Below are 24875 nucleotides of genomic sequence, written 5' to 3'. Positions count from 1 at the left end.
TCTCATTTAGTCATCATTCATCTTTCAATTCCATGTGGTCAAGGGCATATTGCAAAGCCATGCTGATTAGTTCATTACGAGAACGATTCGTTTTAGCTGCTAAATCGTTATATTCCTCTTGCAAGGCTCTATCTATGCGTATCGTCATTGTGACAGATTTATCTTCTTTAGGTGTTACGATAAATTTCTCCATAATGCAATTCCTCCATTGATTTTAATTACATTATAGTATTGACAAGGCACATAAAACTATGACACAATAATAAGTTGAATTTACACTGTACTTTTGTATTACACTCTGCTATAATGGTATTGCTGACGGGTTAGTGATTGTTGGCAAGTCCAAGAGTGTTAGGGTGAACAAAATGCAACCAATATTTACAATGCAGTATGGAGAGTTTGCAGTTGCAGATTATCTATCCAAAAAAATAAAAGGTACTTCTGTTTTTATTCCTGCTTCGGCACAGGAAAAAGGTATTGACTTATTGCTATATCGCTATGACCATGGGTGCAACAAAGCCAACACTATTCAAGTTAAAATGTCCAGGACATATTATAATGACAAGGAAGATTCTGGCTATCCATTCTACTTGTGGTTTAATAGGTTCCCTGTTCAGCAAAACGCAAACTGGTATATACTGGTCGGGATATATGCAAAGCACTCTGATGATGTTAAAAATGCAGGTGCAAAAAGCACTAAATGGGACACGATAATGCTCGCATTTACGAATAAAGAAATGTTGCAATTTATGTCAGAGGTTAAACAAAGGCGTGACCCAACAAAAGATGATAAAATGTTTGGTTTTGGCTTTGATTCAAGCAAAGCTATTTTTCAAACGAGGGGTTGTCCAGAAAATCGTGATATGAGTCACTACCTTATAGAAAACCGCATTGACGAAATTACACATTCATTTATTTAGTGGTATCTTATTAAAGGGGTGGTGGAAAATGAATACCTACACAAAGTTAACCGCATATTTGCCTATTCTTGAAGCTGATAATTTTGGAAAGTGGATAGTTGATAGCAAAAGCAAAGGAACGATTGAGAGCCCTATACAAATGCCCTATGTAACTTATTCCAGAATGGTGAGACACTTTATAGATGATGTTTACACTTTCGCTGATGAATACCAAGAATACGGCCTTTACAGCTACAATGATATTCTGTTTGAAAACGGAATCGAATGGGATAATGTTTCCATGAGCGAAGTTGATACTTCTACTTTGGACGGAAAATGTATTACAGCCTTGCTTATGGGTGCAATTCGAGCAGATAGGTTTTCAGAGGGTGCGTTACTATACTTTTTTGAAACAGGTACAATTACAAAATGGCTTAATCGCCTTAAAGAGATAGATGAGAAAAAAGAGTCTTGACTGAAACAAACAGCCAAGGCTCTTTCTTTATACTATTGTTATACTAAACTTATGGCGTGATATGGCGTGATAGGCCGAGTTAGGGAAAGTAGAAATCCCAAAAAGGTAATACGGGTAGCACTTATGGAGAGTTATGGAGAGATAGGGCGAGTGCCTGTTAATCTTTGAAGAATTAAACTATTCAAAGTTGTGTATTTTTGTAGCTTTTTGAAAAGGTCTAATTTAACCTTACAAAGTCTAATTTAGTTTTACAATTGACCATTATCTCTGATACAATATAATTTGGTGCATTAGAGTATTTTATATATTTAAGGAGGTCTTTTTATGTCAGAAAAAATATGGCATCCAAATTTTATGAAATATATGGATGATATTGTTCGTCACAAAAATTATAGCGGATTGCCAATTGAAAAAAGAAACGATGGTACTTACGCTTGGATTGCTACCAAAAAAAGCAAAATAGGGCAAGCAAGAATACAGTGGGCTTTAAATAAAGCACATCAATTAGGAATACCTAATGAAGCAGGTGTATATGCTAAAGTAATGTATGAGGTGCATCCTACAAAGGAAAAGGTTTGCCAAATATGCGGTAAAACAATGTCTATTAGATATATTTATCCAAATAAAAATTTCATAAACTATTTAAACAAAAATTATGGATATAAAAATAATGTTTTTGATTCCATACATGATGTTAACTATTTTTTGGCAAAACAAGGATTATCAGAAGCTGAAATCAAAAAAATCTACATTAAAAGATTAAAATTTCCACCAAACAAACAAAATCTACCTTTAAATAAACTAATGGATGAAGTTGAACTTCATTGTAGAAGTGGAAATTCTAAATTATGTGGTCCTGGTGCAATGTCAAACTTTCCAGATCGTTATGATGGCTTCCATACTTACAATCGTTGTTGTAGAAGTGTACAAGACACAGGAAGACACGCTGATAATATGAAAACTTATACAAAAGATAGGCGGGCATATGAATACTGGAGTGATGGAAATATTCATGCAGCAAATAAATTTATGGGTAGTTCGTTCTTCAAAGGTGCTTCTGCGGACCATATCGGCCCTATTTCTTTAGGATTCATTCACGATTCACGATTCTTACAACCTATGGCTTCTGGAGATAATTCTGCTAAGAGGGATCGACTTGTAATGGAAGATTTTATAATATTACAAGAAAAAGAGAAAGAACATAACATTTGTCCTGTTTCATGGTATGCAAAACTTATTTGGGAACAAATGAAAAAAGAAAAAAATATAGATTTAGAAAAGTACAGAACTCTATTAAAAATCAATATGAATAATTTTATGTATTGCTTATTTCTTATTATCGAAAATACAGGTAAAAACGGTAAACTATTTCTTGAAAATTTCTATTTAAAACCCAAAATGAACGATTTTATGTATGATTACAATTTTAATCCAGATGGAACATTTAAACGTTCCAAAAGAAATATAACTGACTCAACAAACAAAGAATATTCTCGTTTTAAACGAATTGCTTTTGAATCAATTTACGATTACCAAGACAAAGAAAATAGAAATATAAAGAATACATCTTTTAAATCTATCAATAATGATTTGAAAAAATTATATCAAGGAATCAAAGCTGATCCACATGATATAAACAATAAATGTCTTTTTGAATCTATAATAGAAATACTTGAAAAAGAATTGTTTTAATAAAGAGGGACAGATTAAATCTGTCCTCTTTTATTTTTTGAAGAAAGATTTAATACATATTCTTCATAAGATATATGATTTTTTATAAACCTTTGAAATTCTGATTCACTTTTAGGTATTATAACATTTTTATTTAACTCGATTTTTTCCAAGTCTCCTATTGCATCCTTAACAGTTATTTGAGTTTCTTTACTTTCTGTTATTTTATCTGGGTACAACGATTCTGGACTGATATTCAAATCGTTTCTTACACCAATCACAATAACTCTTTTTCTTTTTTGTGGAACTCCATATTCATTAAACATTAAAGCCTCACCATGAACATTGTACCCAAGTTCTTTAAACAAAGTTTTTATTTCTTCATAAGTTTTTCCCTTTTTATAACTAAGAATTCCAATAACATTTTCAAATACAAAGACTTTAGGTTTAACACTTTTTACAACATCATAAAAGTCTCTAAATAATTTATTTCTTGGATCATCACTTCTTCTAAAACCTGCTAGTGAAAATCCTTGACAAGGAGGCCCACCACAAATAATATCTGTATTTTTATATATTCCTTTATTAATAATTTCAGTTTTTACTGCCTCCTTAGTTATATCCCCATATAAGACTTCAATTTCAGGATTATTAACCTTTAAAGTAACACAAGCACTTTTATCAAAATCATTTGCCAAAGCATGTGTTATCCCCGCTTTTTTCATCCCATAAAGTAAACCACCCGCACCTGAAAACAAATCTAACGAAATACCACAACCCAGAGATTTAATAATTTTTTCCCCTATCAAATATCCTATTACTGGAGGAACAGCATTACCTATCTGGTTTAAAATATCTTTTTGATTCCCATAGAAATAATAATCATCTGGAAAACACTGTAATCTTGCTGCTTCACGTGTTGTTAAAACTCGATTGTTAACTGGATGAATATAGCAACCATTACCAGGTCTATTGAAATATGTGGTTATTGTATAACTTGGTTTATCATATTGTAGTCTACCATATAAAGTTGTTCTTCCACCTGTTTTTTGTATTCCTAAAAGTCTTTTGGACTTATTCATTGTTTCTTGAGGAATATTTTGCCAATTCCCACCAGCTGGTACCGATGTAATAATCTCCATATCTAAATCACTCATTTTGTAACTTTTATTATTAATAACAAAATTATTAGTAATATACTTTTGTTTTAGCTTAGTTACTTCGTCAACTTTATTGTCAAGTTCACTTCGAAATTTAGAAAAAATTGATAATTGCTCATATATTGGTTTATTATTCATATGTTTTTCATAGTCTTCTTTGTTTGTGTTTAATTCTGCATTCATTTTTGTCTTTGAAATATTCTCTAGTCCAAACAGCTCATTTACTAAATCATCAATTTTCTCATCATTAAGCTTGCTATATTCTTGACTATTTTTAAATGCTATCTCAGATACTTGCTTCATTTTCGCAATATCATGTATTGGTATCGGTAAGTTATCCAACTCATAATTATTAACATGGTTATTGCTACTAAATAACTTAAAATACCAATTTAACAATTTTGAATTCAATAATCCAAGTAAATAATAAATATCTATTCCTTTTTTATTTTCTTTCACATAAATAAAATTGCATGAATTACCTAACACATAATTACAAGGCATAAAAGTAAACATTAACCTTCTTTCTTTATTTACATTTACTATTTGTTGACAAGCTATTCTCTCATTCTCAATGTAATATTTCTTAGGACTCTTTTTTACAAATTCATTCGTTACAAATCCATTATTACAATCTAATAATTCATATCGATCAATATTTCTACCTTTTACCAACTTATATTCAGTTTTGGCACTTATAATATCAGACTTGTTTAATGTTAAGTCAAGTTCACCTCGCATATTAACAATGCATTCGAACTCTTTCAATTTTTTAAAAGACATCATTTTATTCAATAAAGTATATTCTTCCTCTTTTAAAACCATCATTGAGTATCCATGATCTTTATTGACAAAATCTTTTACATCTATAATTATGTCTTTATTTTTCAAATCGGAGATTCTGACTTTGTTTGTTTTTTTGCTTTTTTCAATTATCAAATATGTTAATGACTGTTGAGCTTTAATATATTTATTAGTTTCAGGAATGTTGCATATCACTCTTAAGCCATTTTTTTCTAAAATTTCTTTTCTTAATCCCTCGCATGATTTATCTGTCAAAATACTTGAAGGAATTAAAATACCAATATTACTATTTTCATTAGAATAATTAAGCAATATTTCTTCTACAAAATATTTGAAAATATTAGAACTAACTTGTTTTGATAAGCTGTATCTTTCACTTGCTTGTTTTTTAATTTCTTCATATTTTACTTTGTCTGCCATAAAATCAGTTTCAAAATCATAGTTTCTTTTTTCAGCTCTTAAGCTTTTATATGGTGGATTTGTTACTATTATATCAAATTTATCTTTCCCAAAATATTTATTCACATCAATATATTCAACTTTTTCCTGGTTTAAATTATAGACCAAAGATTCCCCTATATTTAAATCATCTTCTTCTATTTCAATGTTAAAAAATATTTTTGTAAGCTTTTTTATATTTGAAACATAGAGTTCTTTAGCATTGAAATCTAATTCACAATAATAAATATTTTTAATAAGTATTCTTGCTTCTTCTTCAGTTAATTTATAATTACTATATATATATTTCAAATAAGCAAATATAAAGTTTCCAACACCACCACAAGGTTCAAAAAAAGTATTTTTCCATACCGGTTCTTTTATTTTAGTATTTTCAAACAGATTTTTTATAATTTTATCTGCTAATTCTAGTCCAGTATAATAAATGCCATTATTCCTTTTATATTTACTATCTAATTTAGATTGAAATTTTATACTTGATTTTTCTAATTCGCTCCATAATTCTTTTTCAATAGTTTCGTTCATATGGTATAATACCTCCTATATTTATATAATACCATATTTTTTAATTCGAGACAATATAGATGGGACGTTTTTCTATTCTTTTATAATGAAACAAAAAAGGACAGACCTAAGTCTGCCCCATACCCAATAGTTGCTTATGCTACTATCATTACATTTCTCTATCATTCTTATTATTTTCTACTTTCTCTTGTGGTTTTCCTATACTGTCCTTTGCTACCTTGTCTTTAAGTTTATTAAGTTTTGCAATAGTTGATTCTTTTTTATATTCCTTACCAAATCTTCCCTCATCCATTTCTTTTTCTGTTTTAAATAAATTCGTCTTAGTAGCTTCAACCCAGCCTATGAAGTCTATATCATGAAAGGACTTCTCTAATGGATAGGAATCTGCAAAATCATAGTCCGCATCATACATAGCATTAGATAGTTCTGTATAGGAATTTATAAAGCCATCCATCTTGCTAAAAAGCTCATTCTCCTTGGTTGATATTTCCACTGGTTCAATATCTTTTTCTTTACCAGTTGTAATATCATACTCTAAATCATATATAACCTCGTCAAAATAGTCATTTATTAGATTTACCCCATCATTATGCATAAATCTATCGTAAAGCTCATCTAATAGGTCTGGATTATCTATTCCCGTTTCTATTGTAATCAAAGCTTTAACGAAACCCTCGTAGTCCTCATCTATCATCTTATTTATAGTATCTATTATCTGACTATCTTTCTTTTGAGGATAGCTATCAGAATAGTTGCCATGATTCCAAAAAAACTTTCCATTATCACTCTGTAAGCCATAAACCTCAACAAATTGTCTTCCATCGAATAAAATAGCATTGTCTTTATCTATATCCAAAACAATAGTTTCATCTGATAGAGCAGTTTTTATTTTATCTCCAACCTCAAGAGTAACTTTTTCCCTATCATAAATATTCTTATCTTCTTTAACAATTGACATTTGCCCTAGCTTATCTTGATAGCTCAGATTTTCACTTTGAAAACCACTAACTTCTTGTGAAAAAGATAGGGTTTTTTCTTTGCCAATTATAAAATGATCCAGAAGTTCTATTTCAAAAATTTCAGTTACATTTTTTATCTTTTTAGTCATTTCTATATCTTCCCTGCTAGGAGTAGGATTGCCACTAGGATGATTATGAAATACTGCCATTCCCTTTACATCCTGATAATTAAATAGAGTCCTAGCTATAATTTTTAAATCTACTATTGCAGCATCAGTAGCTCCTTTAAAAAGCTCTTCTGCTCCAATAATCTTTTCATTACTATCATAAATTAGAACACCAAAAATCTCTTGTTGATGGTGTTGAAATCCTATTTTTAAAACTTCCTTTATTTCTTCTACATTTTCTACCACATTTAAATCTATAAGTTCATTACTAGCAAAATAGCTTGTAAAATCTTCATACTTATCCTTAAGGCTATAATCCTTTTCTCCATAAGCATTTTCTGAATCACTGGCTATTTCATAGGTCTTAGTCGAATAGTAGCTTCTTCCTGCTACCTTTGATATGAAACTATTATTTTCTTTATTGTAGCCAATAGTATCTATAATCTTCATTCCTATTTTTTCAAAATATTCTTTAGTTTCCTCTATTCTTTTATTAGGAGTATCATTAGAAAATGCTAGAAATACACTATTAGCTCCTGCCATTAAGCCCTCTCTTAAGGCCTCTTTTATGCTGTTTTTCCAACTTAGTCTAGTTCTCTTAAGATGAACAGGATGGTTTTTTGTATTTGCAAAAATAATAGTCCCAGTATCTTTAGTAGGTAAAGTTATTGACTTTACATAGTCTACAAAGGTATCAGGACTATTTATTGCTTGTCTACTATTTTTAATATTAGCTCTAGCATAATCTAGGAATTCTATAAGAGGTCTTATTTCATCATCTCGATTTTTTATTTTTTCATAAAGTTCTTCCTTGCTATTACAATTAAATTCTTTATACAAATTATTTTTCATTCCCATACACCTCCTCATCAAGATTTGTAAGGTGAGGTTTGAATAATTCTTTTATTTCCTTAACTTTTTCATCCTCTGGATTTTCTCTAATATATGCCATCATTTCACTATGGCTATTAAGGCCAAAGTATTGGAGCAATCTATTTTTGTTTTTTTTGTTAAGCATAAAACTCCTCCTTATAGTTTTTATTCTTATTTGTTTTAAACCCTTAGTTTACTATTTTCCCAAAAAGTTAAGCTCCGAGTTTCCTCAGAGCTTTTTATTAGAACATCAGGAGGCTACACCCCCTGATAACCCCTGTGGACTTCGTTTTTTATGAATTCATAGAATTCACCAAAAATCAAAGTAATATATTATCTTGCACCCTTATTCTTTTCTTTATCTTTCTCATCCTGTAATGGGCTTGATTCTTCTTTAACTTTGGCTTTAAACTTTTCTAGTTGCCCAAGTGTAGATTCCTTATCATCCTTCTTAAGGCCATCAACATCATAAGTTGATTCAAAGTAATTACTACTTCTAAAATCATTATCATATCTATCTGGAATACCATCATTATCTAGGTCTTTTGAAAGTGGATCATAGAAATTCCCATCATCATCAATTTCAAGCCCAAGTTTCTCTCTTAAGTCTTTCTCATCAACCCTTACATATTCATCAAAATCTCCATGTTCAAGTTCAAGTTTAAGATTTTTAAGGGCTTCTTCTTTGCTTACAGACTCATCCTCCTCACTTTCAAGATAACTTCCATGAGATACTTCTTTATTATCTACATACTGTGTCCATGAATAATCTTTAAGACTTATTTCATATTGTATTTCGTGTTTCCCATCTTCTGTAGTTGTATAGGCAAGTCCAATATGGCCTTCATTAGGGAAAAGTTTATTGAAGTCATCATAAGCATAATCTTCTCCAAATTCCTTATTACAATAATCAATAATAAGCATTTTAATATCCTCAATAAGGGGATTTAGATTTTCTAAATCTTCCACTTCACCCATATCAAGAAGTCTATTAATTTCTGCAAGTCTTATTGTCTTGTTTTTTAATTCCTCAGCCTTATCAAAAGGTTTCTTTACTTCTTCCTTAGCAATTTCAATTTGTTCTTTGGTAGCTTCAAGCTTTTCTTCAAATCTTTTTAAACTATCAGGAATCCTCTCCAAGACATTATCCATTCTTGTAATATTTCCATCCCTATTTTGTCCTAAATCTCCATAATGATTGTTTGAGCCTTTTAAATTAAAATTATGCTCATTTGTAAGGAAGTTATAGGTTACTTCTATAGGAAATCCTCTGTATTCTCCAATAAGCTTTTTATCTCCTAGTTTCACCCCCTTAACTGCTTCAAGGATTTTATCTCCTGCAAGTTTTCTATCTGTAATTATTTCATCGCCGATTTTTATGGAAGTAAACTTATTATCACCCGTTCCCTGTGCCCTAGTTCTATCAATATCACTTTTAGCACCTTCAATAAGCTTCTTATATTTTTCAATTTCTCTTGGATAGGTCTTTATAATCTTATCTTCCAAGCTATAAAGATTGCTCTTGTAGTTTCCTTCAAGCATTTTTAATTTGGTTACTTCAATATCCAGGTCCATCTTTTCTTTTATTAAAGGGTTACCTGTTGCAAGGGCTTTAATTTCAGCATAAGAAAGAGTATTCTCATCAACATCTTCCGCCACTCTAGCAGGTGTTTTTGAAGTCATAATCTGTGAGATGAATTTCTGCTTATTTTCTATTGTCTGCCACAAATAACTATCAAAAGTATTCTCAGTAACATATCTAAATATCTTAACCTTGTCATTTTTATTACCACGTCTTACAATACGACCTGCTCTCTGCTCTAAGTCTGCAGGTCTCCAAGGTACATCAAGGTCATGGGTAGCAATAAGTCTATTTTGTACATTAGTACCTGTTCCCATCTTTTGGGTAGACCCTAAAAGAATCCTTACATGGCCTTTACGGACTTTAGAAAATAGTTCATCCTTCTGTTTTTCTGTATTAGCATCATGGATAAATGCTATTTCTTTTTCTGGAATACCCATATTCAAAAGCTTGTCCCTTATATCATCATAAACATTAAAACTTCCATCATTCTTTGGGGTAGACATATCAGAAAATACTAGTTGAGTTGAACGATTATCCCTTGTTTTATCCCAGATAGAAAAAATATTTTTTACACATACATTGACCTTGCTATCAGGATCATCAGGTAAAAGAGGATTGATAAGCCTTTGGTCAAGGGCTAGTTTTTTACCGTCATTCGTGATTTTTAACATATTATCTTCTTCTGGTTCAACCCTTCTATCCCTTACCCTGTCTGCTCGCTCCGAGATGCCTTTTAAGACCTCTTTCTGTTCATCTGTAGGCTTTGTCACTATAGTTTCATATTCTGCTTCAGGAACTTTTAAATCAAGCATATCAGCTGTTTTTATATCTGCCACTTCTTTAAACATGGCCATAAGCTCAGGAAGGTTATAGAATTTGCTAAACCTTGTTTTAGCTCTATATTTATCTCCTTCAGGTGAAAGCTCTACTGCCGTTACAGTTTCACCAAATGTACTTGCCCATGAATCAAAATGTTGTAGGTTATTCTTTTCAAGTTCATCATATTGAAGATAGCGTTGCATGGTATAAAGCTCGGTCATACTATTTGACACTGGAGTACCTGTAGCAAATACTACTGCCTTTCCTCCTGTCATTTCATCTAAATATCGACATTTCATAAACATATCAGAAGATTTGAGTGCTTCACTCTGACCTATTCCTGCCACATTTCTCATTTTTGTATAAAGAAATAGATTTTTATAATTATGGGCTTCATCCACAAAAAGCTTGTCAATTCCTAGTTCCTCAAAGGTAACTACATCATCCTTTTTAAAATCATCGTTAAGTTTTTTTAGTCTACTTTCAAGTTTCTTTTTAGTATTTTGTAGCTGCTTTACTGTGAAATTCTGACTTCTGTCATACTTATACTCTTCAATGTATTCTAGGATCCCTTCAATTTCCCTATTTATATGATTTTCTTGATATTCTTTACTCATAGGTATATTTTCAAATTGTGAATGGCCTATAATAACTGCATCATATTCTCCTGTTGCAATCTTACCTATGAATCTCTTTCTATTCTTAGGCTGGAAATCTTTCTTGGTAGCAACCATAATATTTGCTCCAGGATAAAGTTCCATAAAGTCCCTTCCTATTTGTTCAGTTAGATGGTTAGGCACTACAAATAATGCCTTGTTACTCATTCCAAGCCTTTTTGACTCCATTGCAGAAGCAATCATTTCAAAGGTCTTACCTGCACCTACTGTATGGGCAAGAAGGGAATTTCCACCATAAAGTGTTCTTGCAACTGCATTTTTTTGATGGTCTTTAAGGATAATACCTGAATTCATGCCTTCAAAGCGAATATTACTTCCATCATATTCCCTGTTACGCACAGAATTAAATTTTTCATTATAAAGCTTTTCTAAACGGTGTCTCCTGTCTGGATCTTTAAATATCCAATTTTTAAACTCTTCTTTTAAAAGTTCCTGTTTCTGACTTGCAAGCATTGTTTCTTTTTTATTGAGTATGGAAGACCTACTACCATCAGGATTTATAACCCTATCCCATACCTTAGTGTCTTTTAGGTTAAGGGCATCTTCTATAATCTTATAAGCATTAACTCTACTAGTACCATAGGTCATATTTGCAAGGTCATTTCCTCCATCCTTGCTCTTACCCTCAATTCTCCATTCAGCTGTAAAAGGTGAGTATCTAACATGAATATCCCATCTTGCAAATCCTGGTGTTTTAAGAGTTTCAAAGATAAAGTTTTCTACATCTTTTTCTGGTATCCATGTAGCTCCAAGTCTTACTGTGATTTCTGAAGCAGTGAGTTCCTTTGGCATTACTTCCTCAAGGCTCAGTTTTTGTATTTTGAGGTTTGCAAGATTGTCTTCTATTTGTTTGAAATTAGAATTATCCTTATCCATAAAGCCTATAGAACCCTTAATATAATTTATATATTCATTTAAAACATTTATCTTATCTCTGATGTTTCCACTTAAATATTCATCAGCACTTACATAGTTAAAGGCCATAGGATTGTGCTTTTCTTTCTCTGTAAAGGGAAGTGCATTGTTTTCTCTGTCAAATTCCTTAATATCAAGAAAGATCTTGCCTTTTAAACTCTCTACTAAGACTTTTTCATCAAGGTCTGTAAGTTCCTCCATATATCCAAGGTCTACTCTTCCTTTTTCTGCAATAGAAAGAATAAGGGCTTCGTCTGGTGTGTCCACATGAGTTACTGGCACAGCCTTTTTTATTGTTCGTTTTGTAAATATATCGCCCTTTTCCTTGAACTTTCCTTCCTCAAGTTTTTCAATACTTGAAATAAGAGCAAAATTACTATCCTCAGATAAAAGCCTTGTATTCATTCTTCCATTTATAAAGCCATTTTTCTTGCTAAATTCATCATATATATCATTAAGTTTTCTCTGAGCTAGTTTAATCTCAACTTCACTTCTATCTTCTAACTGTAAATCAATCACTTCTCTAAGAGCATTTCCAAGAGCTATATAATCTCTGATTTTATCTAGGTCTTTATCATTCCTATCCACTTCTCTCATTATAGAGTCTTCTCTAATATAGACCTTTCCATCTTTTTCGGTGAATGAGAAGTTCTTTACATTTTCATCAGCTGGAATAATCTCAGCTTCTTTTTCTCCTTCCTCTCTTTCAACTTTTATAGGCTCAATCTTTCCTTGAATCCTATTTATAGCTTGTGAAAGTTCAGTTTTTAAATCATGATTATCCTTGGCCAGGCAAGTAATGGTCTTTCCAAATCTGCCTGATACCTCTGTCATTTCACCAAGTATCATTTGAGGATTTTCGACAAAATATTTATTGTAACTTAGGCCCTTATCATCTATTCCAAGTTCATACCATGGCTCTTCTCTTTCTATTACTGACTCCTTCTTTTTAAGGAAAATAATATCACTAGTTACTTCAGTTCCAGCCATACCCTTGAAAGTATTATTTGGAAGTCTTATAGCTCCAAGAAGCTCACATCTTGCACCTAGATATCTACGAATTGAATCATCCTTTTTATCCATTGTCCCACTGGAAGTAATAAATGCAATTACTCCACCACTTCTTACCTTGTCTATTGATTTAGCAAAGAAATAGTCATGAATTAAAAAGTTGTTCTTGTCATATAATCTATCATTTACTTTAAATTCTCCAAATGGAACATTGCCAATTGCCACATCAAAAAAATTATTGGAAAATGAGGTTTCCTCAAATCCCTTAACCTGTACATTGTTTTCGGGATATAATTTTCTTGCTATATTGCCTGATATACTATCAAGCTCTACACCATAAACCTTTGATTTCTTCATGCTTTCTGGAAGGCTTCCCATAAAGCTACCAACTCCACATGAAGGCTCAAGTATATTCCCATTTTCAAATCCCATGTTTTCAAGTGCTTGATAGATTCCATCAATAACTGTTTTAGGAGTATAAAAAGCTGTAAGTGTAGATTCTTCACAGTCCTCATATTCACTTGGACTAAGGTTTTCTTTAAGAAAGTTTCTTGCCCTTTCCCATTGTCCTGTTTTACTTTCATCAAATACCTCTGATAGACCACCCCAGCCTACATACTTAGCAAGAATTTCTTGTTCTTCTCTATTTGCTTCCCTATTTTCTTTTTCCAAAATTTTAAGGACTTTTATAGCATTAATATTATTCTCCAGCCTTTCTTGTGGTGGAAGGCTTTCAGGAATAATTTCATCAGTAATAACAAAGTTTTCAATCCTAGGAGTTTCTCTCTCATCTTGTTGTCTATCTTCTATATCTTCAAAACCTCCAAAAGAAAAAGTCATTTGTTCATCTTCTTTAGCTTTTTCTTCATCAAAGTCATAAAGTTCAGTAGTATAAATAAACTCATTAAATTCATCTATGCTTTCAAATTGAAGCCTTCTTACCTGTCTTGCATCAATAATATATTCTTCTTTCAATTCATAAGGAAGCATTTCTATAAGAAGCATATCTTCTCTTACACTTGTAATAATAAAAGGATTGTCCCACATTTTTATAACATCATCCCTAGCAATAGGCACTCTATTTAACTCTTGGTCTTTTAAATCTATAAGATAATCATTTATTTTATAGGTTTTATAACCTTCTTCATCCATAAAAATCTCTATTTCTCTTGAGTCTTCAAAGTTTTTACCCTTATAAAGTTGATATTCTACACTATCAACTAAAACCTGTCTTTCATCTTTATCAAGTTCTATATGATTAAGATTGCTTTTTGGAATTATAATAAATTCTGTACCTACTTTAGCTGCAATAAGTTCTTCATCTATTTGTTCTTCCCCTTGCATAAAAAGAATTTCTGGGTCTACCTCTTGTGAAACTTCATTTCTTGTAAAATCATCAAGTTCTCCAAAGAATACTCTATGAATTTCTTCTTCGCTTAATTGTTTTTTAACTTCACTATCCCTTAATTCCTTAAATGTTTTAGGAAAATCTTCAAGAACAAGTCTTTCTGCTCCAATTTCCCTTAGTTCCTTAAGATTAAAGTAGCCCCATTCTGGTTCAAGACCTGCTACAAGACCATAAGCATCTTCTGTTTCAGGATCATACTCTGTCAAATACCAGGTCCAATTACTTCTAAATGGAATAATATATGCTACATGAACTGTTTTATCTGCTGCAGATATTTCTTCAGTTTCTCCTAGTCTAGGAACATTTTCTAATATTGCTTCATTCATAAGTTCTTGAGGATTAACTTTTGAATAGTATTCTGGAACAAAAAAGGAAGCAGATTCATCATCTACTCCCTGGTCCTCATCTATGCTTATTCCTTCATCTAATTGTAAACGTACTCCTTCATTGCCATCTCCCTTAACTCGTGATTCAGGTTCTCCATGAGTCCTGTCCACTTCATCCAATCTTCTGCCTTCAGTTCCTCTGTCAGTCCAAAGCTTTCCATCATCCTCGGTTTCTCCATCTCTATGAACCTCTTGGCTATCTCTTCCACTTCTAGAAGATGCTTCATAAGGCTTTTCTCCAGGAACATCTCTTGGAATAATCTCTCTTTCTCCTCTACCATGAAGTTCAGTCTCGCCTGGGCGAATCTGTGAGTCAGGTGTGTCTGATCCTTCATTAGAACTTTCTCTGTTACTTCCTTCATCTTCAAGGTTATCTCTTCCGATGTCTCGCATTCCCCAAATATCATCTGATACTCGTTCTCTACCTTCTCTTCCATCAGATATTCTTCCAACATTTCCTCGAAACTCATCATCTATCCCTCCTATTTTTTCTTCCTTATCTGTTATTTCTCTATTTTCATTGTACCGCTCAATTGCTCCTTTTGTCAGCACCTTATTTTTATCAATATCTTTATCTATAGCTACTGTTCTTTCAAGGATGTTTGCCACCATTAAATTTAGCTCATTACCTACTATTGTTAGTGAAATTTCATCAAGACTTCCAAGGATATCATTAATCTTATTTCTATCAGCTTCATAATTTATATCAAGCCTTGCAGCATATCCTATTTTAAAGGACTCTGTAAGAAAATCATTGAAGATCTTTCTATAATTAGGAGCTATCTTAAGTTCATTTAAAAGATAGTTACCCTTGTTGATTACTTCTGTATATGCAATATTTTCAAGAATTTCATCTATTGTCATATTCTTCATTTCATCTTCACTAAAAGCTCCATCAAATCCTAAAACTCCCCTTAGGCTATCTTCCCCATTGGTTAATTCCCATAATTCTACTTGATTTGTAGCTCTTGTCATTGATACTGTTTGGCTGAGATCAAAGATGTAGGTTACTTTGCCATATTCTCCATAATTCTTATATATGGGGATTCCTCTTTCGCCACGCTTTACAGTTCTATTAAATTTCCTTCTCCAAAAATCAAATTCTCCACAGGCTCTTGCACTAGTATTCTTATCATAGATACTAAGCTGACTAGTAAAATCATATTTATAATTATTTCCAACGGTTCTCATAAGTGAAATATATTCATCACTACTAGAGAGAGCCTTTGCCTTGATTTCTTGAATTAAATGTTCAAAATCATTTATTCTCATGCTTTTTCTCCTCCTTGCATAATTAAAGGGTTATGGATTTTACTCCATCACCCATCTTTATAAACTTATAAGCTACAGTTTTGAATCTCCTTTACTATCTCTTCAAGGACATTAACCACTATACTGTTGCCTGCCTGTTTATATAGAATACTTGACATACAGTTTTTTCTTCTTGGAAAAATCTTAATAAGCTTATCAAAATCACTATCATCAAATCCCATCAACCTAAAACATTCTCTTTCAGTAAGATATCTATACCTGTTATCACCTATAGCAAGTATTCCAGAGTTAGGGACTCTTACTTGCTTAGTAGATATGGTGTAGCAAAAGTCTTCTATTACTTGAAGTCTTCCTTGAAATTTTGGCTTATATTCTGGATCATAGAGTATTTTTAACATTGAAGGCTGCTTGACTAAAAATATATCTCCATAAGTCTTCATTACATCCTTTTCAAGGAAATCTGATAAATGTTTGGTTTCCTTGTGTTTTAGGTTTTCAAATTTAAAAGGATTTTTGCCTAGATAGCTAATAGCAAAAATCCTTTCTCTTTTTTGTGGTATCCCAAAATTTATTGAATTAAGAATCTCATATTTTGTTTCATAACCTAGCCTTTCCATTTCTTCAAGATAATAAAAAAAGGAAGCTCTCATTTTTCTATCAAGAACTCCCTTAACATTTTCCCATATTACCCATCTAGGCTTGTCTTGTCTTTCCTCTATTATCCTTATTGTTTCAAATAATAGACTGCTCCTTGTTCCACTTCCTTTTTTCCCACCAAGTTTTTCTCCTACCCTAGAAAAATCCTGGCAGGGACTACCATGCATTAGTAAATCAATTTTTTTATCTGGAAGACTATAATTGCATACGCTTAGTGGCTCATAATTTTCATTGAAAAGTGCATTATAACTTTTAACACAGTTTCTATCTATTTCAACATAATCTACTATCTCAAAGGGAATTTTACTATTGATATAAGCCTTCCTTATAGCACCTATACCACCGAAAAGCTCTACCACTTTCATTTTTGTGAAATAACTTCCCTTATTCTTTTTTCTACATCTCCTATAAAATCCTTTAAATCAGCTTTTCCCTCTGAGATTTCATAAAGTTTCACTTCCCAATCTACTGTTGTATTTGGATTTCTAAGGAAGTCTGCTACTAAGGATACTAACTGCTCCCCCTTCTCTGTTGAAATAAGTTTCCTTTCATCTCTTTTTATAAGTTCCTTATTAATTAGGTTTTCAAGTATCCCAGCCCTTGTTGCTGGAGTCCCAAGTCCTTTACGTTCTACCTCCACATCTTGCCTTGCTTCACTTCCAGCAAGTTCCATAGCCTTAAGCAAGGTGTCTTCTGTATAGGGCTTAGGTGGATTAGTATATTTCTCATTTATTTTCTTACTCTCTACCTTAAGCTTGTCGCCTTTATCTAGCTTAGGAAGAACCTTATCTTCTTTCTTCTTTATATAAGGAGTAAGATATTTTGTATATCCCTCATCAATTACAACTGTTCCTGTAGTTGTAAATTCATAGCCTTTTACACCACATATAAGCCTAGTGTTTTCAGTAATAAGATTTTCTGATCTTGCTGCTAAAAGCTTTGCTTTTATAAGTTCAAATACTTTTTCTTCTGAGCCTTGTAAACTTGTAGTATCAAAATCAAGGGAAGCACTTGTCGGAATTACGGCATGGTGATCTTCGACCTTCTTGGAATCAAAAATACTCTTAAAGTTCTTCTCATCAAAGTCATTACCAAAGGAATCTACATAGCTTTTAACATTATCAACCATATCATCTGTAAGAAACCTACTATCTGTCCTTGGATAGGTTATAAGTTTCTTTTCATATAAACTTTGTGCATAATCTAAAGTCTGTTTTGCACTATATCCAAAATACTTATTACATTCTCTTTGAAGTGTTGTTAAATCAAAAAGCCTATCAGGTCTAGTAATTTTTCTCTTCTTCTCTATTTCCTTTATCTCAATAATCCCAGGAATAGATGAAAGTAACTTATCAGCTTTCTCTTTTTCATCAATCCTTGATGTTTCTAGTTTCATATTGTTAGCATCTATCTGGACTGTAAAATACTTTTCTTTTTCAAAATTCCTTATTGCTTTATCTCTATCTACAACCATTGCAAGTGTCGGTGTTTGTACCCTACCTACTGAATAGTTATTATTATGAAGACAAGAATAATATCTAGAAAGGTTCATTCCTACTAGCCAATCAGCCTGCCCTCTTGCTAGTGCAGACCTATATAAATTTTCATATTCTATTCCATCTTTAAGATTATTGAAACCTTCCTTTATAGCCTTATCTTCCATTGATGAAATCCAAAGTCTTTTTATAGGCTTTTTACACCTCGCCTGATTATAAACAAGCCTAAAGATAAGTTCTCCCTCTCTTGCTGCATCACAGGCATTTATAACCTCAACAACTCCCTTATCTAATAACAACCTTTTTAAAATGTCATACTGCTTCTTGGTATATTTTGAAACTTCATATTTATAATTATCAGGAAATATAGGAAGATCTGCTATATTCCATTTTTTATACCTTTCATCATAACTTTCTGGATTGCTCATCCTAACAAGATGTCCTACGCACCAACTTACAATATAATTATTTCCTTCAACGTATCCATCTTTTCTTGAATTTGCACCTATGACCTTGGCAATACTCATTGCTACACTTGGTTTTTCTGCTATTACTAATTTCAATTTACTTCCTCCATTTCTTTTTTGGACAAAAAAATAGCGGCTCAGATTTTATACTTATCCAAGCCGCCATTATTCATCTATTTACTTTTTCTTTTTACCAGGACTGGTCAGGTTTTTTAAGTGAAAATGTAAATACTATTTTCATCTTTCCATTTGTTGACCCATCATATTTTGCAGTCTTTGTTTTTAAATTGAACTCCCAACCCCTATAATTATTCTTGAAATCTCTATAATAAACATCTTCTGTTTCTCTTATATACTTTCCATTACTCTTTATTACACGAGTAAATCTCATCTTCATACCATTCATATCAATATCTTCACCATCATCATAAGTTTTCTTATCAGGCAAAGTTACAAATTTTTCAGGATACCATTGATTGACCTTAACACCTTCTGGAAGATTCATGTCTTTAAGATTATTTTTGTCCTTCTCTCTTTCAAGATTTTCTCTTAAATCCCTTACATCATCTTCAAGATTTTCAAATTTCTCTTTATATTTCTCGTTGTCTTTTTCAAGTCTATCCTTTTCTTTGTTAAGGTTAGAAATCTTATCATCAAGTTTATTTATTTCATCATTTAATTTTTCTTTATCCTTACTTGATTGATTTTTTTGATTTTCTAGCCCCTTTTTCATCTCTTCTTTCGCCTTTTTCAAAGCTTCTATCTCTTCATTCATCTTCTCCATTTCTTTTCTTAAATCTGCTTCAAGTGTATCCTTATCTTTAGAAAGTTTATCAATTTCATCTTCTAGTTTCTCTACCTTCTTATCAAAATCTTCTATTAGTTGATTTAGCTTGTCTTCAAGCCTTTCTTTTTCTTTATTTATTGAATCCAAACCCTTGTTTAGTTCCTCAATTTCTTCCTTAAGTTTTTCCCTTTCCTCCTTTGTCTTATTCTTTTCATCAGCTAGTTCTTTTTCAAGTTCTGCCTTTTCTTTATTTATTTCATCAATTTTCTTATCTAAGTCATCAATATTTTCTTTTAATTGATCTCTTTCTGCTTTAGATTCCCCTTTTTCTTTTTCAAGTTGATTTTCAATTTCTGTTTTTTCCTTATCTAGTTGGTCTAGCTTATCATTAAGGTCAGAAATCTTGTTATCAAGTTCTTCCTTGTCCTTCTCATGCTCAGCCTTTTCCTGATTAAGTTTATCCTCAAGTTCTTCAATTTTCTTATTAAGTTCTTCTTCTACTGAATCCTTTTCCTTCCTTAAATCTTCAATATTCTTATCTAATTCTGAGATTTCTTTCTCAAGTTCTTTTTTATCTTCCTCCATCTTATTAATTGTATCTTCCAATTCTTTTTCTAGACTTTCTTTGGCTTCATTTAACTCGTCAGTTTTTTGATTAAGATCTTCTATCTCTTTTTCAAGAGCCTTCTTATCTTCTTCTGTTTTTTCTTTCTCATCAGCCAGTTCTTGTTCTAATTTATCCTTAGCTTTTTCAAGTTCATCGGTTTTGTCTTTTAAGTCATTAATTTCTTTATTAAGCTCTTCCTTATCCTTAGCTGCCTGCTCTCTTTCCTCAGCAAACTCTTTTTCAAGTTCTGCTTTCTCCTTATCCAATTCATCAATCTTGTTATTAAGGTCTTCAAGTTCTTTTTCTAATTTTTCTTTTTCTATCTTATCCTTTATTTCATCAGTTAGATCCTTGAAGGTATCTTCTAGGTCACCTGTATCTGAATCCTTAAATTTATCATCTCCACTTGCTACTTCTTTTAAAAACTCTTTTGCTTGCTCATTACAATCAACAGCTACTGTGTAAATATCAAGTACATCAATATTATCACTTTTTGCAAGGTTAGCTTCTGCTAAGGCACAAAACTTACCCTTACTGGTATTAGTATCTTGTCCTGCCTTATCATAATAGAAACTTCCCTCAGGAACCCTTTTGTTATTGTTCATATAATCATCAAGGTCAACCTTTGGCTCATAGATACGATTTGCTTCTCCATCTGAAAGAAGGACTATGATTTTTTTATCTCCAGTTGAGTTTTTAAATATCATTCTTGCTTCATGAAGACCTCCTTGTGTAAAGGTCATATTTTTTGCAGCTAGCCCATCAATAACACTAAATAGCTTGTTCTTATCTTTTTTCTGGAAGAAGTCTACCCCATCATTTTTATGATGGATTACATTAGACTCAAAGCTAATAAGTGCAATATTTGTATTGATATTATAGGTTTCTTGTTCCTTCCATATAGACTCTGCCATATCTTTGGCTGACTTTTTAGCCTTTGTCATTTTAGTTCCACTCATTGAACCTGAAATGTCAACTACAATAACCATATCCACATCATAACTTGTCTTATCTTTTTTCTCACTTGCCGATACAGGAGTCACTACCCCGCACATTATAGTAAAGCTAAGCATTCCTGCTAAAATTTTTTTAAATAATCCAGTTTTTTTACCCATTAAATCAAATCCTCCTTTGTATATTCAGTATCTTCATCTTCTACTTCTTCATTACTTTCTTCTTCATCACTACTGCTGAAAAAATCATCATCATTTGGGATTTCATCATCTTCAAAATCATCAAATCCATCTTCATTAGCCTTTACAACCTTAAAGTAATATCCTGCTCCACCTACTACCGCTATGATAAGTAGGACAATTAAAAAAGAACCCTTAGAATCTTCCTTCTCAGGTTCCTCTTTTTCAGGTTCTTCTTTTTTTACTACTTCCTTTTTAGGTTCTTCCTCGACTTTAGCTTTACCATTTCTTTCCTCATCTTGCTCAATCATATTGAGTAAATCTTGTTCAGATACCTCAGTTAAGAGTTGAACATTGGAGTCAGGCTCATCATGATTGATAATCAGATGGAAGACCTTGCCACTTTTTGTTTGAAAGGTAAAGTATTCTCTTGCATCAGCCTTTGGTCTTTCCTTTATTTGACCACCACTAGCTTCATCTAAAACATCTGCTATCTCACTCCTTCTTGGATATTCCTTATTATCTGCTCCAACAGATTCTATAATAGTTCCTCTTGCCTTGCTAGGGTCTGTCGGTTCATAAGGATTTTCCTTTGGTATAGTTGATTCCTCTTTAGGCTTATTTACATCAACAACAAAGCCATTTCCTGTTTCCGCTGGATTTAATGAAGGTTTATTTACATCAACTATGATATTATCTTCCTTATCCTTTGTAGATTCAGGACTATTAACATCAATTACAAACTCTCTTTCAAGTTCTCCGCTAGTGTCTGATGCAAAGACTGTAGTCACGAAACTTATTCCAACCACACTTGTAATTGCAAGTGCCAGTAATATTTTTATAGCTTTTCTCTTCTTATTATTCTTTTCCATAGGTTAAATTCTCCTTTTCAAATTCTTTAAATACTTTATTTTCCTTTTCTCTTGTTTTTTCTGCCTCAATAAAAACCTTTACTGCTTCTAAAAGATTAATCTTCTGCTCATAACATATAGCCATAATCTCTTGACCAGCTATTTCCTCTTCTTCCAACCTTAAAAGTTCCAATTCTTCTTCACTTTTTTTAATTTGGTCTTTTAGCTTTTTCTGGTCCCTTTTTATTTTCTTATATCTATTTTCTGTTTTTTTATCCATTCATTTAAACCCTCCTTCTTTTAATAGGGGAATCCCCACTTTGCACTACTACCATAATAGGCAATCCAATCTGAAAGCTTAGTATCTTTTACAATACCGATATTCTCTCTTATAATCCCATTTCCAACATAAATACCAACATGACCATAAATTTTCCCAGCCTTAGTATGATTATGAGAGGGTACTGCTACCATCATTCCAGGTCTAAGCTTTAAAAGATCATTGCTATCACAGTACCAATAATACTGATCACAAGCATTCCCACCTGGTCTTGGGAAACCTGCATTTACATAAACATTACTTACCCATGCAGCACAGTAGCCGTTACCTGCAGTGGGTGTCCTATATGCTGCTGATACAAGAGCCTTTTCTTTATCTGAAAGATTAGGATTGTTTATAAAATCCCCTACTATGGTGCTATCTGGAATAACAGGAGTTACACCACTTCCTCCAAAGTAATATTCCATATTGCCACCTGTTTCAAGAAGTGCTTCATAGTGAGCAAGATTGTCCTCATATCCAGCAAATTCCTCCCTTGCTACAGTATCAAGTTCTTTTTTCTCAACTGTAACCTTCAAAATATACCAGTCATAAGGCTCCATTACACAGTATCTATCTTCACCACTTCCATAGCATACCTGCCTATATCTGGTTTCCACCACAGTTTCATAATCAACCTTATACATCTTATTAAATAGATCTTTTAATTCTCCACTAAGGCTTGAAGCATTGGTCACTTCTCCATATCTAGCAGTTATAAAACTTAAAAGCTCGTGAATGTCATGCCCTATATCAGTATCTCCTCCTACATGGTACTCATCATATCCAGGATAATAGCTTTCAATATTGGCAAGTTCATCTGCCAATTCATACTCAAGGTTGGTAAATTCACTATTTATATCTGCAAGAGTATCTTCGCCTGACAAGTATGTGGTACTCATAACTTGACTTGTTACTGATGATATTCCACCAAGAAAAAAAGTTGCAATCTGGCTTAAGGTCATAAAACCTATAATAACGACTGCAAGAAGAATAAGGAGTCTCCTAATACTTCTTCTTATAACCTGAGAACTTCCTTTTAAAATATTTTCAATTCCCCTTTTAAGTCTATCTTTGAAGGTAACTGCAATATTATACTCTTCATAAATTTTCTTTTTCGCTTGCTTTCTCTTAATCAGTTTTTTGTAGGCACTCTTCTTCTGAAAGTCTTTTTCTTTTCTCAAAACTTCAATTTCTGTCTGATATTCAGCCTTTGCCATATTCTTCTGATGTTTTAAAGCCAATTCTCTTTCAACCTTTAAGGGACTTTTTCTTTTTCTCTGAAGTCTATTCTGGGCTTGTCTTGTCATACTTGCATTAAGATATAAACCTTTATCTGCTGCGTCAATAGCTACATTTTCATCACTTCCAGCTCTCATGTATTCAGAAGCCATGTAACTTGCTCCAGATATTCCTCCTACAAGCTTACTTGTCTTATCATATTTAGGCTTATTATAAAGCTTACTTGTTTTTTTCCTTTTCTGAATTAATTTACTTTCATTTTCCCGATACTTTTTCTCTGCCCTCTCACTAAGACCTTTACTTTCAAATGAAGATTTTTCACCTGCCCTATTAGCCATGCCATCTTTAAGGTCTTTAACATCATCTGTGGTTAATTTTCCATCTTTCCTTTTGTTCGTCTTTTTTTGATTATCATAAATAGCTTTTCTTTTGTAATAATCTTTCTTTGAAACTTTGCCATTCTTTTTAAAACTCTCTACACCATAGCTTGTTTCCTCATAATCATCTGCTTTTATCTCATTATCATGTTTATCAGAAATAGTAGGATCATCAGTATCTTTTGCAAGTGAAGCATTGATCTTAGTTTCTTTATCTAGAGTTTCATACTTATTGGTTTTTTCTTTATCTTTCAGATTATTTATCTGTTTCTGCTTTTTTCTTTTATCTTTATTTATTGCTTTCTCATTTAAACTATCTGAAAGATTCCTATCACCTCCTGTAATATCTTCCTTGTCTTCAGCTATTTCATTTTTCCCATCACTTGCCTTTGCTTGAATATGATTTAATTTTGTTTTCTTCTTTACAATAGAATCATCAAATCTATCTTTTTCATGGACTCTTTTGCCAAGGTAATTGTTAGTCTTTTTTCTTCCACCTATATCAAGACTTTTATGCTCTTTTATAGTCCCTTTTACTTGGCTACTTTCTGAAGTTCTTTTTTCTAAATTGCTTGAATCACCTATACTTTCTTCTTTTCTACTATAATCAATTGTTTCAGGAATTTTACTATCCACTTTTTTCTCTTTATCCATTTGTTTCTTTATTTGTTTTTGAGATGAAGAAAGCCCACTTTTCTTATCCGTAGGCTCATCATTCTTCTCAAGATTATTTAATTTAGACTTTGTTTCTACAATGGAATCTTGGAACCTTTGACTATCTTCAACCTTCTTATCCTTATAGTCTTTTGTTTTTTCTCTTTTACCTATGTCAAGATTAGTTCTCCTTTTTTTCTTATTCTTCTCATTCATTTTC

The 24875-nt window shown here is 32.1% G+C and carries 14 protein-coding genes; 3 read left to right on the top strand and 11 right to left on the bottom strand.

The annotated features are described in order from the left end of the window. Window positions 1-13: 13 nt before the first annotated feature. Window positions 14-193 carry a hypothetical protein gene (locus CLLI_RS04740; RefSeq protein ID WP_009532310.1) on the bottom strand — a complete coding sequence of 60 codons (180 nt, stop codon included), beginning with the start codon at window positions 191-193 and terminating at the stop codon, window positions 14-16. Between the two features lie 163 nt (window positions 194-356). Between CLLI_RS04740 and CLLI_RS04735 the strand changes: the two genes are divergently transcribed. The 3 genes from CLLI_RS04735 to CLLI_RS04725 all read left to right on the top strand — a co-directional run bounded on the left by CLLI_RS04735 (window position 357) and on the right by CLLI_RS04725 (window position 3066). Then, the gene (locus CLLI_RS04735; RefSeq protein WP_207655076.1) at window positions 357-920 is read left to right on the top strand and encodes a hypothetical protein; all 564 of its coding nucleotides are present in this window, start codon (window positions 357-359) and stop codon (window positions 918-920) included. 28 nt (window positions 921-948) lie between these two features. Next, a complete protein-coding gene (locus tag CLLI_RS04730) occupies window positions 949-1374 on the top strand; it encodes a DUF6508 domain-containing protein (protein ID WP_106063088.1) in 426 nt (141 codons plus the stop codon). 324 nt (window positions 1375-1698) lie between these two features. After that, a complete protein-coding gene (locus tag CLLI_RS04725; RefSeq protein ID WP_106063087.1) occupies window positions 1699-3066 on the top strand; it encodes an Alw26I/Eco31I/Esp3I family type II restriction endonuclease in 1368 nt (455 codons plus the stop codon). A gap of 14 nt (window positions 3067-3080) precedes the next feature. Here the strand turns inward: CLLI_RS04725 and CLLI_RS04720 are convergent, their stop codons facing one another. The 10 genes from CLLI_RS04720 to CLLI_RS04680 form a co-directional block, all read right to left on the bottom strand. Next, window positions 3081-5993, bottom strand: a complete 2913-nt coding sequence (locus tag CLLI_RS04720) for an Alw26I/Eco31I/Esp3I family type II restriction adenine-specific DNA-methyltransferase (protein WP_106063086.1) — start codon at window positions 5991-5993, stop codon at window positions 3081-3083. A 148-nt stretch (window positions 5994-6141) separates the two neighbouring features. Further along, window positions 6142-7971: a JAB domain-containing protein gene (locus CLLI_RS04715; RefSeq protein WP_170063648.1), complete on the bottom strand. Its 1830-nt coding sequence runs from the start codon at window positions 7969-7971 to the stop codon at window positions 6142-6144. Continuing rightward, window positions 7961-8137, bottom strand: a complete 177-nt coding sequence (locus tag CLLI_RS14455; RefSeq protein ID WP_170063647.1) for a hypothetical protein — start codon at window positions 8135-8137, stop codon at window positions 7961-7963. The genes CLLI_RS04715 and CLLI_RS14455 overlap by 11 nt, the downstream gene beginning before the upstream one ends. A 188-nt stretch (window positions 8138-8325) precedes the next feature. Next, window positions 8326-16065, bottom strand: coding sequence for a helicase-related protein (locus CLLI_RS15105; protein WP_207655075.1), 7740 nt, complete (start codon window positions 16063-16065; stop codon window positions 8326-8328). Between the two features lie 65 nt (window positions 16066-16130). Continuing rightward, window positions 16131-17087 carry a DNA cytosine methyltransferase gene (locus tag CLLI_RS04705; RefSeq protein WP_106063084.1) on the bottom strand — a complete coding sequence of 319 codons (957 nt, stop codon included), beginning with the start codon at window positions 17085-17087 and terminating at the stop codon, window positions 16131-16133. Beyond that, a complete protein-coding gene (locus CLLI_RS04700) occupies window positions 17084-18781 on the bottom strand; it encodes a DNA topoisomerase 3 (protein ID WP_106063083.1) in 1698 nt (565 codons plus the stop codon). The genes CLLI_RS04705 and CLLI_RS04700 overlap by 4 nt, the downstream gene beginning before the upstream one ends. Before the next feature lie 94 nt (window positions 18782-18875). Next, complete coding sequence (locus CLLI_RS04695; RefSeq protein WP_106063082.1) at window positions 18876-21194, bottom strand: VWA domain-containing protein; 2319 nt, start codon at window positions 21192-21194, stop codon at window positions 18876-18878. Next, window positions 21194-22084, bottom strand: a complete 891-nt coding sequence (locus CLLI_RS04690; RefSeq protein WP_106063081.1) for a CD1107 family mobile element protein — start codon at window positions 22082-22084, stop codon at window positions 21194-21196. The genes CLLI_RS04695 and CLLI_RS04690 overlap by 1 nt, the downstream gene beginning before the upstream one ends. Beyond that, window positions 22071-22343, bottom strand: coding sequence for a conjugal transfer protein (locus CLLI_RS04685; RefSeq protein ID WP_106063080.1), 273 nt, complete (start codon window positions 22341-22343; stop codon window positions 22071-22073). Before CLLI_RS04685 ends, CLLI_RS04690 begins: the two co-directional genes overlap by 14 nt. A 20-nt stretch (window positions 22344-22363) precedes the next feature. Next, window positions 22364-24871, bottom strand: a complete 2508-nt coding sequence (locus tag CLLI_RS04680) for a CHAP domain-containing protein (RefSeq protein WP_106063079.1) — start codon at window positions 24869-24871, stop codon at window positions 22364-22366. Window positions 24872-24875 lie beyond the last annotated feature (4 nt).

Source organism: Clostridium liquoris (assembly GCF_002995785.1).
GTDB lineage: Bacteria > Bacillota > Clostridia > Clostridiales > Clostridiaceae > Clostridium_AO > Clostridium_AO liquoris.
The sequence above is the reverse complement of the archived record's forward strand: the minus strand, read 5'-3'. Positions and strand labels throughout refer to the sequence as shown.